Genomic DNA, 17211 nt, shown 5'->3' on the forward strand with positions numbered 1-17211 from the left:
GCCCCTTGAACGGGTAGCGCTTGCTGTCAATTACTGGGCGGGCTTCTCGTTTTTTCTTTCACTACTACATCCCTGATGACGTAACGCGGCCTGTGTTTGGCCTCCATGTAAATTCGCCCCACATACTCCCCCAATATTCCAATCCCGATCAGCTGAACGCCACCCAAAAACAATATCGCGGTCATTAACGATGGGTAGCCTGGCACGTTGTTATCGAACAGGATTTTATCCAGCACCATATAAGCTGCGTACAAAAAAGCTATCAGCGATATGCCGCCACCGACATAGCTCCACAGGCGCAGCGGCAATGTACTGAACGAGGTAATGCCCTCAAGTGCCAGGTTCCATAGTTTCCAGCCATTGAACTTACTCTTGCCGACAGTGCGAGGTACTCGGTCGTATTCGACGATGGCAACTTCGAATCCAGCCCAGGACAGTACACCTTTCATGAACAGTTGCTGTTCAGGCAACACCTTGATCACGTCCACCACCCGACGGTCCATCAACCGAAAGTCGCCGACGTTTTCTTCAATGTGGGTATAGGCGATGCGATTGAGCAACTGATAGAACAACGAGGCGCTGTAGCGCTTCAGGTAACTGTCGCTGGATCGATCGCGTCGCTTTGCCAGCACTACATCTGCACCCTGCTGCCATCGTTCAATCAATTGCGACACCACCTCGACAGGGTCTTGTAAATCAACATCCATCGGTACCACGGCGTCCCCGCTGGCGTACTCAAGCCCGGCGAACAGAGCTGCTTCCTTGCCGAAGTTGCGGGAAAAGTTGATTAACAGTACATCGCTGTCGACCAAGGCAATCGCTTGGGCATATTCGCTTGTGCGGTCAGTGCTGCCATCGTTGATAAAGACGATCTCGATGTCGTGGGCAAATAATGAAGGTTCTCCCCGAACAGCTTGATAGAACAGTCCTACAGCCTGTTCCTCATTGAACACCGGAACGATAAGTGAGAGCTTCATGATTCATGCACGCGAAATACCAGCCATTTGGAGAGCAGAAAGCCAATCACCAGACTGGCCAGTGAAAAACCCACCAATGTCACGATGCCCGGCAGTTGCCAACGATCGGCTAGCGCACCCACGGCCAGGCTCAAATTGCCCATGCACATCATGAACAACAGGTAGCGCCCTAGAGAGGCCGGCATACCAAAGTTGAAAATGGCGTTCGCATAAAAGGAAAAGGACCCCGCAGCACAAAACGCCAGGAAGTTACTGAGTGCCTGACTGAAGTCGAATGCGCCTCTGAAAACAAAAAATAACTGCCAATGGATCAGGGTGTTGGCAACACCAATGACCGAATAGCGGGAAAATCCCCTCCATGTACTGCTCATAAGACTCCCGTTGAAGACTTCAGCCTGGTCGTATCAAGCCTCCTCGGGCAACGATCCGTCTACTGTCAGAAATAACAGGGAGGGCGATTATTTTATAACCGGCCGCGACTTCGGTTTACGACAGCATTACCGTCATGCGTCAAACCCACTGCTCAGTCAGGCAATAAGCCGAGCCGCTGCTAACCTGAACGCAAATGACAGGTATTAACCGTTTTTTTGACGTTATTTTCTCATTTCGAGCTCTACATTCGCTGCCACTCAATTTATGCAAATGATTCGCATTGAATACTGGCGAATTCAGGTGCATGACGTCTAAAAAAAAGATCTATCAGGAGCTGCCGCACAATGACTCACTCTGTCCCTTCCTTCGTTAAAACAGCGTTGCTGGCCGCAGCACTGGTGAGCGCTGGCCAGGTGTTCGCCGCAACGGATACCGATGGCATCGTGGTGTACAACGCGCAGCACGAAAGCCTGACCAAATCCTGGATCGATGGCTTCACCCGGGAAACCGGGATCAAGGTCACCGTGCGCAACGGCGACGACACCGAGATGGGCAATCAAATCGTCCAGGAAGGTTCAGCGTCCCCCGCCGATGTGTTCCTGACCGAGAACTCACCGGCGATGGTGCTGGTCGACAACGCCGGGCTGTTCGCACCGGTGGCGCCGACCACGCTGGAACAGGTTGATGCTGCCTATCGACCGGCGCACGGCAAGTGGGTGGGGATCGCTGCACGCTCCACTGTGTTCGTCTACAACCCGGTCAAATTGACTGAAGCACAGTTGCCAACATCGCTGATGGACCTTGCACAATCGAGCTGGAAAGGTCGCTGGGCGGCCTCACCATCGGGTGCGGACTTTCAGGCCATTGTTGCAGCCGTGCTGGAACTCAAAGGTGAGGCCGCCACGCTTGACTGGCTGAAAGCGATGAAAACCAATGCTACGGTCTACCGGGGTAACAGTGCGGTGCTCAAAGCGGTGAACGCCGGGCAGATCGACGGCGGCGTGATTTATCACTACTACAGCTTCGGCGATCAGGCCAAGACCGGTGAAAACAGCAAGAACACCGCCCTGCACTACTTCAAGCACAAAGACCCGGGCGCGTTCGTCAGCCTCTCCGGCGGCGGTGTTCTGGCGTCCAGCAAACACAAGGACCAGGCCCAGGCTTTCCTGAAGTACGTGACCGGCAAGGACGGCCAGGCAGTTCTCAAAACCGGCAATTCGTTTGAATACGCCGTCGGCAAGAACGCTGAATCCAACTCTAAACTGGTACCACTGCAACAACTGGACGCGCCCAAAGTCGATGCTTCGAAACTCGACAGTAAAAAAGCCGCAGAACTGATGACACAGGCCGGATTGCTCTGATTGATGCCTGAATCCCTACCGGTGGCGGTCGCGACAGCGGCCCCCGCGCATTTGCAACGACGCGCACGCGGCCTGTTCAAGGGTCGCGGTGGCGTATGGGTGATCGGTTTATCGGCACTGGTTTCGCTGCTCGCGTTATTGCCGATTGCCTTTGTCATCGGCGTGTCATTGCAGTCTGGCTGGGCAACGGTTGTTGCCTTGGTACTGCGCCCGCGAGTCGGCGAATTGCTGATCAACACCGTGCTGCTGGTGGTTCTCACGATCCCACTGTGTGTGCTGCTGGGCGTGGCGCTGGCGTGGCTTACCGAGCGCAGTAACCTGCCAGGGCGACGTGTCTGGTCGTTGCTGGCGATTGCGCCGCTGGCGGTTCCGGCCTTTGTGCACAGTTATGCATGGGTCAGTCTGGCGCCGTCGATTCATGGGCTGTTTGCCGGGGTTCTGGTGTCGGTCATTGCCTACTTCCCATTCCTTTATCTGCCTGTCGCCGCGACCCTGCGGCGGCTGGATCCCGCTATCGAAGACGTTGGCCAATCGTTGGGGCTGAAGCCATGGGCGGTGTTTTTTCGGCTGGCGCTGCCGCAGTTGCGCCTGGCAATCTGTGGCGGTTCGTTATTGGTCGGGCTGCACTTGCTGGCCGAATATGGCCTGTACGCGATGATCCGTTTTGACACCTTCACCACGGCGATTTTCGATCAGTTCAAATCCACCTTCAATGGCCCGGCAGCCAACATGCTGGCCGGTGTACTCGCACTGTGTTGCCTGGCGATGCTGACCGCCGAGTCGGCCGCACGCGGTAGCGCACGGTATGCCCGTGTGGGTTCGGGCAGCGCTCGCGAACAACGGCTGGTGCAGTTGAAACCCCCGGCAGCAGCGCTGGCGTTAATCCTGCAAATGGTGACCTGCGCCCTGGCACTCGGCGTGCCATTGATCACCCTGGGCAAGTGGTTGATTGCCGGAGGTACGCAAGTCTGGCAACTGGATGAGTTGATGCCGGCGCTGCAACAGACGCTGATGTTGGGTGCCGGCGGTGCCGTGCTGACAACGTGTGCCGCGATACCGATTGCCTGGTTGTCGATCCGCGCTCCGGGGCGTCTGCAACGGCTGCTGGAAGGCTGCAACTACATCACCAGTTCGTTGCCCGGCATCGTTACCGCGCTCGCGTTGGTGACCTTCACCATTCATTTCGCCCGGCCGATTTACCAAACGACAATCACCGTATTGCTGGCTTACCTGCTGATGTTCTTGCCGCGGGCCATCGTCAGTTTGCGCGCCGGCATTGCACAGGCACCGGTCGAACTTGAAAACATCGCCCGCAGCCTGGGGCGTTCTCCCGCGCGGGCGTTGTGGCTGATCACCTTGCGTTTGGCCGCTCCCGGCGCTGCTGCTGGCGCGGCACTGGTGTTTCTGGCAATCACCAACGAGCTGACCGCTACCTTGCTGCTCGCGCCGAACGGCACGCGTACCCTGGCGACGGGTTTCTGGGCCCTGACCAGTGAAATCGACTACCCCGCAGCGGCGCCATACGCGCTGCTGATGATCGCACTGTCGCTGCCATTGACCGGGATCCTTTACTACCAATCCAAACGAACGGCTGGCCGATGAACGCACTTGAACTGCACGCTATCTGCAAATCCTACGGCGCCCAGCGAGCCCTGGAAAACATCAGCCTGTGCGTGCCCACCGGCAGCCGAACGGTGATTGTCGGGCCATCCGGCTCCGGCAAAACGACGTTGCTGAGGATGATCGCCGGTTTCGAGTTTCCGGACTCGGGCAGCCTGTCAATGAACGGCCAGACACTGGCCGATGCCACGCATGAAGTGCCGGCGCATCGACGGCTGATTGGGTATGTTCCGCAGGACGGCGCGCTGTTTCCGCACATGAGCGTGGCCGCCAACATCGGCTTCGGTCTGGCGACCAAAGGTGCTGAAAAGCAGCAACGCATCGCGCAATTGATGGACAGCGTTGCACTCGATGCCAGCATGGCCAACCGTTGGCCGCATGAGTTGTCCGGTGGCCAACAGCAACGTGTGGCGCTGGCTCGGGCGCTTGCGCAACAGCCTCGATTGATGTTGCTGGATGAGCCTTTTTCGGCGCTCGACACTGGCCTGCGCACGGCGATGCGCAAAATGGTCGCGCGCCTGCTGTCGGATGCCGGCGTCACCACCATTCTGGTCACCCATGATCAGAACGAAGCGTTGTCGTTTGCCGACCAATTGGCGGTGATGCGTCAGGGCCGGCTGGTGCAATCAGGCCATCCACTGGACCTCTACCGATACCCCGCCGACGAGCAAACCGCGCTGTTTTTGGGGGATGCCGTGGTCATGCCGGCAAAAATCGAAGGCGGTTGGGCGCATTGTGATTTAGGCCGGATACCGGTCAATAATCATCGCAACAACAGCAGCGCGCAGATCATGCTGCGGCCCGAGCAGTTGCAACTGGTCGGTATCGCGCCCAACCCGGCAGACACCGTGGGCTGCCGAGCAGTGGTCACCGAGCGGGACTTCACCGGTAACAGCTGTACGTTGACCGTGGAATTGCAGGCGTTGCCTGCCGGGATGCACCCGGGCCGAGCATTGATGGTGCGCACGTCGGGCATGTATGCGCCGCCCGCCGGCAGCGAAGTCAGTGTCTCAACCATCGGCCACGCGCATGTCCTCAGCGAGACCACGGCGGTGTAGTCAAAGGTCAAACCGATCCACCGCGCGCCGTCGTTCGTTGTCATCACGCACGTCGTAGTTGGCGGTCGTCTGGATATTGCTGTGGTGCGCGAGTTTTTGCGCGATGGACAAGTCGTGCTCTTCAATCACCCGAGTAATGAACGAGCGCCGAAAATCATGCGGCATGATTCTTACCCCAACCTGCGCGCCCCGCTGCCGGGCAATGTAATAGATCGCATGTTTGGTCAGTCGCTCGCGAGTGATATGGCTGCCGCGCCGAATACGGTTAAACAAAAACGCGTCATCGTCCTGCCCTTCCGACAGGTCCGAACGCCGATACGCCAGCCAGGCATTCAGTTTATCGAACGCCCAACCCGGCGCGTACTTGATCAACTGTTTGTTGCCCTTGCCGGTCACTCGCAGACTGCGCTCGCTGAAGTCGACCTGGCTAAGGTCCAGGTTGACTGACTCCGATTTGCGCATGCCGGAGCCATACAGGATGCCGATGATTGCCGCGTCGCGCAGGCCTTGTGGCCTGGGATCAGCCGCGCACACCTCCATCAGCTCCTTGATCAACGAACGCCGCAGGTTGCGCCCTTGCGACAGTCGCGTGCCGGCAATGCCCTTGACCGAGCGCATCTTCAACAAGTGTTCCTGACTGATCAGGCTCATGCGCCACGCCTCGTTCATCACGCCGCGCACCGCGTTGACGTACAACGACGACGTGTTCGGCGCGTAACCGTCCTCGCGCAACGTCGCCACCAGCGCAATCACGTTTTCGGGCTGCAGTTGATGCCAGGGAACCTCCTGCAGATTCATGTCTTCAAAACCCAGGCGATCGGCAGTTTCCTGTAAGACGTAGCGCATGGTCAGTTGACTGGACGGCGCCAGGCGGGCGAGATAAACGCTCAGCGGATCAGCTTTGGCAGGCAGTGAATCGCGGACGGGCAAGTCAATCAAACGGAACGGCCTTGAGTAAAAAAACAGTCTATTAAACCAACTAAGGATTAAAACATCGTCCCCATAGCAAGAAGGGTCTGTCGGACTTTTCGCACTAAGCGGGTCGATGAGTGGAGGAAGTCTGAACAGTGGCTGTATGATCGTAAGATAAACGATACGCCTACCCGGTTTTCATGTCCCTTTCACAAATTCGGGAATACCCTCTGCACAACCGTAGCCACACTGCCCGAGCACCCAAGCTTGCGGCCAGGAAAATAAAAGTCAACCTATGCAAATTGTCATGTGTTTCGAGTAACTGGTTGATGCAGCTTCCGTTTTAGCGTCTACGCTCTCTTAAGATCAGCAGTGTCAGCCCCAGAAGGCTATCCACTCTACAGCCCCGAGGTGCCCATGAGTCAGGCGTTTCTCCCCTTCTCCCGTCCCAGTATCGGCGATGAAGAAATAGCCGCAGTAGAGCAAGTATTGCGCTCCGGCTGGATTACTACCGGGCCAAAAAATCAGGAACTCGAAGAGCAATTCGCCAACTACGTTGGTTGCCGTCATGCCGTTGCACTGTCATCCGCCACGGGCGGAATGCATATCACTTTGCTTGCGCTGGGAATTGGCCCCGGTGACGAAGTCATCACGCCGTCGCAAACCTGGGTCTCAACCGCCAACATGATCTGCCTGCTCGGCGCCACTCCGGTGTTCGTCGATGTCGACCGCGACACGTTGATGAGCGACCTTGCAAGTATCGAAGCGGCAATCACGCCACGCACCAAGGCGATCATTCCGGTGCACTACGCCGGCGCCGCTTTCGACCTCGATCCGCTGTATGCGCTGGCCGACAAACACGGCATTCGCGTCATTGAAGACGCGGCCCACGCCGCGGGCACTTTTTACAAGGGCCGCCCTGTGGGATCGCAAGGCACCGCGATTTTCTCGTTCCATGCCATCAAGAACATGACGTGCGCCGAAGGTGCGATGTTTGTCACTGATGACGAAGCGCTCGCCAGTCGCGTGCGCATGCTCAAGTTTCATGGCCTCGGCGTCGACGCCTACGACCGCCTGACCCATGGCCGCAAGCCGCAGGCGCAAGTGATGGAGCCAGGGTTCAAGTACAACCTGGGCGACATCAATGCCGCGATTGCCCTGGTGCAACTGCAGCGTCTCGACGACATCAATGCCAAGCGCACCGAGCTGGCCAAGGCTTACCTGCAACGGCTGGAAGGCTCAAGCGCACAGCCACTGGCCATACCGGCGTACCCGCAGCAGCACGCCTGGCACTTGTTTATCCTGCGCATCGACGCCGAGCGTTGCGGCCTCGACCGCGAAACGTTCATGAAGCGCTTGCAGGAGCAGAACATCGGCACCGGCATCCACTTCATCGCCACTCATTTGCACACCTACTACCGTCAACGTTTTCCCAATATCTACCTGCCCAATACCGAATGGAACTCGGCTCGGTTGTGTTCCATCCCGTTGTTCCCCGACATGACCATCGATGACGTCGATCGTGTTGTGGGTGCCATTGAAAACATTTTGGACACAAGCCTGTGAAACCTTATCCGATCCATTGCGTGTCGATCGTTATTCCGGTCTACAACGAGCAAGACAGCCTGCCCGAATTGCTCAGGCGCACTGAAGCAGCGTGCCAGCAACTTAACCATGACTATGAAATCGTCCTGGTCGATGACGGCAGCCGCGATAATTCAGCGCAAATCCTCGAGGAAGCGGCCGGTCGCGAGGGCAGCCCGGTGGTGGCGGTGATTCTCAACCGCAACTACGGGCAGCACGCGGCAATCATGGCCGGGTTTGAGCAGTGCAAGGGCGACGTTGTCATTACCCTCGACGCCGACCTGCAAAACCCTCCCGAAGAAATCCCGCGACTGGTGGCTCAGGCTGAACTGGGCTACGACGTGGTCGCCACAGTGCGCAACAACCGCCAGGACTCTGCCCTGCGCCGTTGGCCGTCGAAACTGATCAACCTGGCCGTGCAGCGCTCGACCGGTGTTGCGATGAGCGACTACGGCTGCATGTTGCGTGCTTATCGCCGGACCATCGTCGACGCCATGCTCGCTTGCCGTGAACGCAGCACGTTCATCCCGATTCTGGCCAACAGTTTCGCGCGGCACACCACTGAAATCCTGGTGAACCACGCCGAACGCGAACATGGCGAATCGAAATACAGCCCCATGCGCCTGATCAACCTCATGTTCGATCTGGTCACCTGCATGACCACCACTCCACTGCGCTTGCTGAGCATCGTCGGTTTTGCCATGGCGGGCCTGGGCGTGGTGTTTGCGACCGCATTGATTGTCTTGCGCCTGGCCTTTGGTGCCCAATGGGCGGGTGACGGCACGTTCGTGCTGTTCGCCGTGCTGTTTGTGTTCACCGGTGGCCAATTTATCGGCATGGGCCTGTTGGGCGAATACCTGGGCCGCATGTACAGCGATGTCCGCGCCCGGCCACGGTTCTTTATCGAGAAGGTCCTGCGCGGCCAGCCCGCCTCTCCCCCTCCCGTTGTCATTGTTGACGGTCTCACTTCCACTTCTACAGATCAGGTTCTCTCATGAGTGCAAAAGCTGTTGTTTTCGCCTATCACGATATTGGCTGCGCCGGCATTGAAAGCCTGTTGGCCTCAGGCTTTGAAATCGCTGCCGTGTTCACCCACGCCGATGATCCCAAGGAAAACGCTTTTTATGGTTCGGTCGCGCAGTTGTGCGCGCGCAAAGGCATCGCCGTCCATGCACCGGAAGATGCGAACCATCCGTTGTGGATCGAGCGCATCAGCAAGCTCAACCCCGATTACCTGTTTTCGTTCTACTACCGCAACCTGCTGACCGAGCCGCTGCTGGCAACGGCCAGCAAAGGTGCATTCAACTTGCACGGCTCGCTGCTGCCACGTTATCGCGGACGTGCTCCCGCCAATTGGGTGTTGGTCAACGGTGAAACCGAAACCGGCGTCACCCTGCATCGCATGGTCAAGCGTGCCGATGCTGGCGCCATCATCGCCCAGCAACGGGTCGCCATCGAGCGCACCGAAACGGCGTTGAGCCTGCACGGCAAACTGCGTGAAGCGGCTCAGACGCTGTTGCGTGACACATTGCCGGCATTGCTGCAGGGCAAGATCACCGAAACGCCACAAGACGAATCCAAGGCCACCGTGTTTGGCCGCCGCACTCCGGCCGATGGCAAATTGCTGTGGAAAAAACCGGCCGAAGAACTGTTCAACCTGGTACGCGCCGTTACCCAACCGTACCCTGGCGCCTTCTGTGCCGTGGGCGAGCACAAACTGATTGTCTGGAGCGCCGAAGTTGCCAAAGGCAATGAAGGCCAGGCTCCGGGCCGCGTGATCAGCGTCGATCCGTTGCGCATTGCCTGTGGCGAGGACTCGCTGATCATCACCGCGGGCCAGCGTAACGACAACGGTCTGTACCTGAGTGGCCCGCAACTGGCTAACGAATTGGGCCTGGTGGACGGTTCGTTGCTGCGTGGCGCTGAGTCCGGTCGCACCCCGCGCCGTACCCGCGTATTGATCCTCGGCGTCAACGGTTTCATCGGTAACCACTTGTCCGAGCGCCTGCTGCGTGACGGCAAATACGACGTGTATGGCCTGGATATCGGTTCGGACGCCATCGAGCGCCTGCGCAGCCACCCTAACTTCCACTTCGTCGAGGGTGACATCAGCATCCACTCCGAGTGGATCGAGTACCACATCAAGAAGTGCGATGTGATTCTGCCGCTGGTGGCGATCGCCACGCCTATCGAATACACGCGCAATCCACTGCGGGTGTTTGAACTCGATTTTGAAGAGAACCTGAAACTGGTTCGCTACTGCGTCAAATACAACAAGCGCGTGATCTTCCCTTCGACGTCCGAAGTGTATGGCATGTGCCAGGACGAGCGTTTTGACGAAGACACCTCGAACCTGGTGCTCGGCCCGATCAACAAACAACGTTGGATCTACTCGGTATCCAAGCAATTGCTCGACCGCGTTATCTGGGCGTACGGCCAGAAAGGCCTGAACTTCACCCTGTTCCGCCCTTTCAACTGGATGGGCCCGCGCCTCGATCGCCTCGACTCGGCACGTATCGGCAGCTCACGGGCCATCACCCAGTTGATTCTGAACCTGGTGGAAGGCACGCCGATTCGCTTGTTCGACGGTGGCGAGCAAAAACGTTGCTTCACCGACATCGCCGATGGCGTGGAAGCACTGGCGCGCATCATCGACAACGACAACGACGTGTGTAACGGGCAGATCATCAACATCGGCAACCCGGACAACGAAGCCAGCATTCGTCAACTCGGCGAAGAGCTGCTGCGTCAGTTCGAAGCGCACCCGTTGCGTGGCAACTTCCCACCGTTCGCCGGTTTCCGCGACGTCGAAAGCAAGGCGTTCTACGGCACCGGTTACCAGGACGTGTCTCACCGCAAACCAAGCATTGCGAACGCCAAGCGTCTGCTGGACTGGGCACCTTCTGTCGAGATGAGCGAAACCATCGGCAACACGCTGGATTTCTTCCTGCGTGAAGCGATGCTCGAAATAGCGGACAAGCGCTGATGCAGGCAGGTCTTCGAATCGATGTCGACACCTACCGAGGCACCCGTGAGGGGGTGCCTCGGTTGCTGGAAATGCTTGATGAAGCACAGGTCAAGGCAACGTTTTTCTTCAGTGTCGGGCCAGACAACATGGGGCGCCATTTATGGCGCCTGATCCGGCCGCAGTTTCTCTGGAAAATGCTCCGCTCCAACGCCGCCGGCCTGTATGGCTGGGATATTTTGCTGGCCGGGACTGCATGGCCCGGCAAGCTCATTGGCCGCGACCTGGGGCATCTGATGCGCCAGGCAGCGGCGGCCGGGCATGAAGTGGGCCTGCACGCGTGGGATCACCACGGTTGGCAGGCCAATGCCGGTCGTTGGAACGATGCACAACTGATCGAGCAGATTCGCCGAGGGGTCGACACCCTCAGCGACATCCTTGGGCAGAAGGTCGACTGTTCCGCCGCTGCCGGTTGGCGTGCGGACGAACGTGTGATTGAAGCCAAGCAGGGTTTCGGGTTTCGCTACAACAGCGATTGCCGAGGGCAAAGCCTGTTCCGGCCAACGCTGGCTCAGGGCGGCCTCGGTGCACCGCAGATTCCGGTGGACCTGCCGACGTTCGATGAAGTCGTTGGCCCGACGGTTGCCGCCAAGGATTTCAACACGTTCATTCTCGACCGTTTCACGGCTGAAAAACTCAACGTCTATACGATCCATGCTGAAGTAGAAGGGATTCTCATGGCTAATGATTTCCGTCAATTGCTGGCTGATGCACGCCAGCGTGACATCCGGTTCCAACCGCTGGGCGATCTGTTGCCCGAGGTGCTCACCTCCTTGCCCGCCGGCCGTGTAGTGCGTGGTGCACTCGAAGGCCGCGAAGGATGGTTGGGAGTACAAAGCGCATGAGCAGACGCTGGGCATTTGTGTCTTTGCTGGGCCTTTTTTTACTGGCCTACCTGTTGCCGATGGGCACCCACGGCTTGTGGATTCCCGACGAAACCCGCTACGCGCAAATCAGTCAGGGAATGCTGCACAGCGGCAACTGGGTCGCGCCGCATTTCATGAGCCTGCGCTACTTCGAAAAACCCGCGGCCGGCTATTGGATGATCGCCATTGGCCAAGCCGTGTTTGGTGAAAACCTGTTCGGTGTGCGTATTGCTTCGGCCGTCAGCACTGGGCTGAGCATTTTCCTGTGCTACCTGATCGCCCAACGCTTGTGGAACCAGCCGCGCAAAAGCTTTGCCTGTGCGCTGATGTACATGAGTTTCACGGTAATCGCCGGCCAGGCCGGTTATGCCAACCTCGACCCGCAATTCACTTTTTGGGTCAATTTGAGCTTGGTAGCCCTGTGGTTTGCACTGGACAGCGTCACGCGAGGCAGACGCCTGATCAGTTGGGCGGTAATGGGGCTGGCGTGTGGCATGGGCTTCATGACCAAGGGTTTTCTGGCCTGGCTACTGCCGGTATTGATCGCCCTGCCGTGGATGATCTGGCAAAAACGCTGGAAAGAACTGCTGATCTACGGCCCGGTGGCCATTGTGGTCGCGATCGTCGTCAGCTTGCCTTGGGCGCTGGCTGTTAATTCGCAACAACCCGATTACTGGCGGTTCTTCTTCTGGCACGAACACATCCGCCGTTTCTCCGGCGATGATGCACAACACGATGCGCCATGGTGGTTCTACCTGCCGATTCTGGTCGGTTTCAGCCTGCCGTGGGTGGCGCTGCTGCCGACCGCGCTGAAGCAGGCCTGGCAGACAAAGTACCAAGCCGAAATCGGCTTCCTGCTGCTGTGGTTGCTGATGCCGCTGCTGTTTTTCAGTATCAGCAACGGCAAATTACCCAGTTACATTTTGCCGTGCCTGTTGCCGTTGGCCCTGCTGGCCGGACACGCGTTGGCGGATCGCCTGACGCTTGAAAAAGGCCGGGTGCTGGGCATCAACGGGTTGCTCAATCTGGTGCTGGGTGTGGTTACGCTGATTGCCCTGGTGTATTTCCAGCTGAAAAAACCGCTGTATGACCATGAACTGCACAACCTGGTGTTGGTGTTCATCGGCCTGATCGGCTGGATCATGGCCGGCCTGCTGCAGGCCTTCCGGCCGTTGCAATGCTGGGCGGCGCCTGCTTTCGGCAGCTTGTTGCTGGTGGCTTTGTTGCCGGCAGGTCTGCCGAATTCGGTGGTCTCCAACAAGATGCCGGATCAATTCATTCTCGAGCACGTTCAGGAACTCGAGCAAGCCGATACCTTGCTGAGCAACGATCTGGGTGCAGCGGCGGCACTGACCTGGCGCGTCAAACGTGCCGATGTATCGCTGTACAACACGATAGGCGAACTGAAATACGGGCTTGATTATCCTGATGGCGCCAAGAAGCGAGTCGATTTGAAAGACGTGCAAGCGTGGATGCATGACGCGCGTCAAACCGGCTCGGTCGGCGTGGTCATGCGGGTCAAGAGTGACGATGAATTACACGAACTAGACCTGTTGCCAAAGGACGGCAAGCGCTATGAGCAAGGCAACATCATGATTCTGATCTTCCCTAAGGCTGCCTCATGAGCCTGCTGCTGTTATTGGTCGCCTGCCTGCTGACCTGCTTGGGCCAGGTCGCCCAGAAGTACGCCGTCGAGAGCTGGCGCGGCAAGGAATCAGGCTGGGCCGACAAGCTACGCTCGCCGTGGTTGTGGCTGGCACTGGTCGCGTTGGGCCTGGGCTTGCTGGTCTGGCTGCTGGTGTTGCAGCGTCTGGAAGTCGGTATCGCCTACCCGATGCTCAGCCTCAATTTTGTGTTGATCACCCTTGTCGCCCGCTTCGTCTTTCACGAAAGCATCGACCGTCGTCACTGGATGGGCGTGGCGCTGGTCATCGGCGGTGTGGTTTTGCTGGGGCAACACACATGACCGACCTTGCACACGTGAACCGCCGGCGTGGCATCGGCTTTGCGCTCGGCAGCGTATTGCTGGTCAGCGCTGCGCAATTGGGCATGCGCTGGAGCATGAGCCGTCTGCCGCAACCGGAACAATGGCTGCCGGCGCTGAGCAATGGCAGCGTCGACCTGTCGGCCATCGCCGTGGTGCTGCTGGCGATTCTTGCCTACGCCTTGTCAATGCTGAGCTGGCTGGCAGCGCTGCGTGATTTGCCCTTGGGGCGAGCCTATTCACTGTTGAGCATCAGCTATGCGCTGGTTTACCTGTTGGCCGCCAGCCTGCCGCTGTTCAACGAAGATTTCAGCCTTTCGAAGACCCTCGGGGTGGCGCTGGTCATCCTCGGTGTCATCACTATCAATTCTCGACCCGCGCGCGCGCCGGAAATCAGGAGTGCTCCATGAAAATCAGTGTATTTGGTAGCGGTTACGTCGGTTTGGTGCAAGCAGCCGTGCTGGCTGAAGTCGGCCACGATGTGGTCTGCATGGACATCGATGCAAAGAAAGTCGAGCTGCTGCAACAAGGCCACGTGAGCATTTTCGAACCCGGGCTTGCGAGTCTGGTGCGTGAAAGCCTTGAAGCCAAACGGCTGCAATTCACCACCGATGAAAAACTCGCCGTGCAACACGGCCAGGTGTTGTTCATCGCAGTGGGCACGCCCTCGCGGGACGACGGCTCGGCAGACCTGCGTTATGTACTGTCGGTCGGCGACGCAGTGGCGCGTCACCGTGAACAACCGGTGATTCTGGTCGAGAAATCCACGGTGCCGGTCGGTACTGGCGACGCGTTGCGCGCCCACATCGACAAGAGCCTGGTGAAGGCTGGCCGGTTGTTGCAATTCGACATCGTCTCCAACCCCGAATTCTTGAAAGAAGGCTCGGCGGTTGCCGATTGCCGGCGTCCGGACCGGATCATCATCGGCTGCGAAAGCGACGAGGTGCGCGAAGTGATGCGCGACTTGTACGCGCCTTTCAACCGCAACCATGACCGCATCATGTTCATGGACCTGCGCAGCGCTGAACTGACCAAGTACGCCGCCAACTGCATGCTGGCGACCAAGATCAGTTTCATCAACCAGATCGCCGAACTGGCTGAACACCTGGGTGCCGACATCGAATCGGTGCGATTGGGCATCGGTGCCGATTCGCGCATCGGCTACCACTTCATTTATCCCGGCTGCGGTTACGGCGGCTCGTGTTTCCCTAAAGACATGCGCGCGCTGATCCACAGCGCCGAAGAGGCACACTGTTCCAGCGATTTGCTGCAAGCGGTGGAAGCTATCAACGAACGGCAGAAACACAAGTTGTTCCAGCGTATCAATGCGTTCTACAAGGGTGACTTGCGCGGCAAGACCTTCGCCGTATGGGGCCTGGCGTTCAAGCCGAACACCGACGACATGCGCGACGCGCCGAGCCGGGTATTGCTGGAGTCACTATTTGCCGCTGGGGCCAACGTGCGCGCCTTCGACCCGGAAGCCATGCAGGAAACCCAACACCTGTTCCCCAACGAGTCGAAGTTGATGCTGATGGGCACACCGGAATCCGTGTTGTCCGGCGCCGATGCGTTGATCATCTGCACCGAATGGCAGCAGTTCAAGGCCCCGGATTTCGACTTGATCCAGCAACGACTCAATGCGCCGGTGATTTTCGACGGCCGCAACCTGTACGACGCCGAACGCCTGGCACGCAATGGCTTCATGTACTTCCCGATGGGCCGTGGCGAATCGCGCAAACTGCCGATTCCACACCAGCAGTGGCCATCGACTACGGTTGTCGCAGGCGTATGATTCAGGCGCAAATTCGCCGGCAATCATTGCTTCTTGGAGTGCTGGCGCTGCTGCTGATGAGCGCCGGGGTTTATTCGCAGGCACCCATAGGCTTTGATTCGCGCTTCGTGCTGTTTGCCCAGGAAATGCTGCGCCATGGGCCGAGCGTTTTCCCCACCACGTATGGCCAGCCTTACGCTGACTACTCCGCGCTTTCAACGCTGTTTGTCTGGTTGCTGTCGCTACCCTTCGGCCAGGTAAACAGTTTAAGTGCCTGGTTACCCAGCGCCATTGCCGGCTCGGTGATCGTGACCTTGATGTACCGATTGCTGGCGCCCTACTCCCAACGCTGGGCATTACTGAGTATCGCTCTGCTGTTGTTGACCACAACCTTCGTCACTGAAGCCCGGGGCGTTTCCCAGGACTTGATGCTGTCGGCGGTCGCGTTCACCGTGTTCTACCTGGGTTATGCCGCCGACCACTTCGACGCACCGCGCCGCTGGGCCCTGATTTTCTTTTTATTGCTGCTGGGTTTCGGCATTCGCGGCCCCATCGGTTTGGTCGTGCCCACTGGCATGTTGTGCAGTTACTACCTGCTCAATCGCCAATGGTCGCGCCTGTTCGGTTTTGGCCTGGCGGCAGCCGTCGTGCTGGCGCTGTGTGTTGGCGTTTTGCTGTGGCTGGCGAAAATCAGCGGCGGCCCGGCGTTCATGCAAGACGTGGTGCGCATGCAGTTCATGGGGCGCATGGATGGCAGTGAAGGTGTCAGCGGGTCGTTGTACTACTTCACCAGTTCAATCGGTAACTACGCGTTGGCGTATCCGCTGGCATTGCTGGTGCTGGCCGCGGTGTGGTTGAGCAAGCCGCGTGAGGCCGGGCCGGCGTTTCGTCTGTTGCAATACTGCGCGGCGGCCGGGTTGATCGTCATGATTGGCTTGTCGATTCCCCAGGCGAAAAAAGCACGTTATGTGCTGCCGATGTTGCCCATGGTCGCGATCATTGCCGCCTACCCTTTCCAGGTCACACACGGCCGGGTATTTGTCTGGTTAAGAGGCTTGATGCAAGGCGTGTGGTTACTCATGCCTGGCCTGTTGATGGTCGTGTTGCTGGTGGCTCATCGACGTTTTCCGCAGGAGCTGGCTTCGGTCACCTCCATGCTGATCGTCCTCGGCGTGTTGCAACTGATTGCGCTGGCGACGCTGTTCAGATCACGTTGGCGCGCGCAAACGTTGGCATTTTGTGCGGTGTTGGCGTTGTGGTCGGTCTATATCCTGGTGTTCGAACCCGTTGAACGGCGGCTTTACGATACCCGGACTTTCAGCCGCGCAGCCTTCGAACAGGTACAACAAGATCCGGCGCCCGTGGTATTGCACGGCATGGGCAAAGACGCGAAGGCGATCAAGATCATGGTTAATATCGAACACGACCTGAAACCGGTGTTTACTGAATCGATTCAAGACCTGGAAAGCGTTTCGGCGCCCGCCTGGTTAATCATGGATCAGAGCGATTACAAGGCACTCCAAGGCACGCCGTTGGGTGCACTCCAACCGGTAATGAGCGGGCGTTTCGATAAAAACAATTTCGTATTGCTGCACCTACAGCAAAAATAATGCACTGAAACTGCATTAATATGAATTTGTCAGCATCCGCAACGAACGGCACACTGTGCGCGTTCCTCCCC

At 58.2% G+C, this 17211-nt stretch carries 15 protein-coding genes; 12 read left to right on the top strand and 3 right to left on the bottom strand.

Annotated elements, in window-relative coordinates:
- Window positions 1-26: 26 nt before the first annotated feature.
- Both ACQR3R_RS07775 and ACQR3R_RS07780 read right to left on the bottom strand, forming a co-directional pair.
- Window positions 27-977, bottom strand: a complete 951-nt coding sequence (locus ACQR3R_RS07775) for a glycosyltransferase (protein WP_428271414.1) — start codon at window positions 975-977, stop codon at window positions 27-29.
- Window positions 974-1348 carry a GtrA family protein gene (locus tag ACQR3R_RS07780; RefSeq protein WP_428271415.1) on the bottom strand — a complete coding sequence of 125 codons (375 nt, stop codon included), beginning with the start codon at window positions 1346-1348 and terminating at the stop codon, window positions 974-976. Before ACQR3R_RS07780 ends, ACQR3R_RS07775 begins: the two co-directional genes overlap by 4 nt.
- A gap of 345 nt (window positions 1349-1693) precedes the next feature.
- Here ACQR3R_RS07780 and ACQR3R_RS07785 point away from each other — a divergent pair, with 345 nt between their 5' ends.
- The 3 genes from ACQR3R_RS07785 to ACQR3R_RS07795 are packed head-to-tail and all read left to right on the top strand — an operon-like array spanning window position 1694 to window position 5388.
- Window positions 1694-2710 carry an extracellular solute-binding protein gene (locus ACQR3R_RS07785; RefSeq protein ID WP_428271416.1) on the top strand — a complete coding sequence of 339 codons (1017 nt, stop codon included), beginning with the start codon at window positions 1694-1696 and terminating at the stop codon, window positions 2708-2710.
- 3 nt (window positions 2711-2713) lie between these two features.
- The gene (locus tag ACQR3R_RS07790; RefSeq protein ID WP_428271417.1) at window positions 2714-4312 is read left to right on the top strand and encodes an ABC transporter permease subunit; all 1599 of its coding nucleotides are present in this window, start codon (window positions 2714-2716) and stop codon (window positions 4310-4312) included.
- Complete coding sequence (locus tag ACQR3R_RS07795) at window positions 4309-5388, top strand: ATP-binding cassette domain-containing protein (protein ID WP_428271418.1); 1080 nt, start codon at window positions 4309-4311, stop codon at window positions 5386-5388. The genes ACQR3R_RS07790 and ACQR3R_RS07795 overlap by 4 nt, the downstream gene beginning before the upstream one ends.
- Here the strand turns inward: ACQR3R_RS07795 and ACQR3R_RS07800 are convergent, their stop codons facing one another.
- Entirely contained in the window at window positions 5389-6327 is a 939-nt protein-coding gene (locus tag ACQR3R_RS07800; RefSeq protein ID WP_428271419.1) for a tyrosine-type recombinase/integrase, read from the bottom strand.
- Between the two features lie 390 nt (window positions 6328-6717).
- Here ACQR3R_RS07800 and arnB point away from each other — a divergent pair, with 390 nt between their 5' ends.
- From arnB to ACQR3R_RS07845, 9 genes are read left to right on the top strand one after another with little or no spacing between them, the layout of a single operon-like run.
- Window positions 6718-7866, top strand: a complete 1149-nt coding sequence (gene arnB / locus ACQR3R_RS07805; RefSeq protein WP_428271420.1) for a UDP-4-amino-4-deoxy-L-arabinose aminotransferase — start codon at window positions 6718-6720, stop codon at window positions 7864-7866.
- The gene (gene arnC, locus ACQR3R_RS07810) at window positions 7863-8882 is read left to right on the top strand and encodes an undecaprenyl-phosphate 4-deoxy-4-formamido-L-arabinose transferase (protein WP_428271421.1); all 1020 of its coding nucleotides are present in this window, start codon (window positions 7863-7865) and stop codon (window positions 8880-8882) included. Before arnB ends, arnC begins: the two co-directional genes overlap by 4 nt.
- Complete coding sequence (gene arnA / locus ACQR3R_RS07815; RefSeq protein ID WP_428271422.1) at window positions 8879-10870, top strand: bifunctional UDP-4-amino-4-deoxy-L-arabinose formyltransferase/UDP-glucuronic acid oxidase ArnA; 1992 nt, start codon at window positions 8879-8881, stop codon at window positions 10868-10870. The genes arnC and arnA overlap by 4 nt, the downstream gene beginning before the upstream one ends.
- Window positions 10870-11754 carry a 4-deoxy-4-formamido-L-arabinose-phosphoundecaprenol deformylase gene (gene arnD / locus ACQR3R_RS07820; RefSeq protein WP_428271423.1) on the top strand — a complete coding sequence of 295 codons (885 nt, stop codon included), beginning with the start codon at window positions 10870-10872 and terminating at the stop codon, window positions 11752-11754. The genes arnA and arnD overlap by 1 nt, the downstream gene beginning before the upstream one ends.
- Window positions 11751-13400, top strand: a complete 1650-nt coding sequence (gene arnT / locus ACQR3R_RS07825; RefSeq protein ID WP_428271424.1) for a lipid IV(A) 4-amino-4-deoxy-L-arabinosyltransferase — start codon at window positions 11751-11753, stop codon at window positions 13398-13400. Before arnD ends, arnT begins: the two co-directional genes overlap by 4 nt.
- Entirely contained in the window at window positions 13397-13741 is a 345-nt protein-coding gene (gene arnE, locus ACQR3R_RS07830; protein ID WP_428271425.1) for a 4-amino-4-deoxy-L-arabinose-phosphoundecaprenol flippase subunit ArnE, read from the top strand. The genes arnT and arnE overlap by 4 nt, the downstream gene beginning before the upstream one ends.
- Window positions 13738-14169 (top strand): 4-amino-4-deoxy-L-arabinose-phosphoundecaprenol flippase subunit ArnF, encoded by a 432-nt coding sequence (arnF, locus tag ACQR3R_RS07835; RefSeq protein ID WP_428271426.1) that lies wholly within the window; start codon window positions 13738-13740, stop codon window positions 14167-14169. The genes arnE and arnF overlap by 4 nt, the downstream gene beginning before the upstream one ends.
- Window positions 14166-15551, top strand: coding sequence for a nucleotide sugar dehydrogenase (locus ACQR3R_RS07840; RefSeq protein WP_428271427.1), 1386 nt, complete (start codon window positions 14166-14168; stop codon window positions 15549-15551). Before arnF ends, ACQR3R_RS07840 begins: the two co-directional genes overlap by 4 nt.
- Entirely contained in the window at window positions 15548-17140 is a 1593-nt protein-coding gene (locus ACQR3R_RS07845; RefSeq protein WP_428271428.1) for a glycosyltransferase family 39 protein, read from the top strand. The genes ACQR3R_RS07840 and ACQR3R_RS07845 overlap by 4 nt, the downstream gene beginning before the upstream one ends.
- Window positions 17141-17211: the final 71 nt, after the last annotated feature.

The sequence above is a fragment of the Gordonia sp. IEGM753 genome, assembly GCF_050321825.1.
GTDB lineage: Bacteria > Pseudomonadota > Gammaproteobacteria > Pseudomonadales > Pseudomonadaceae > Aquipseudomonas.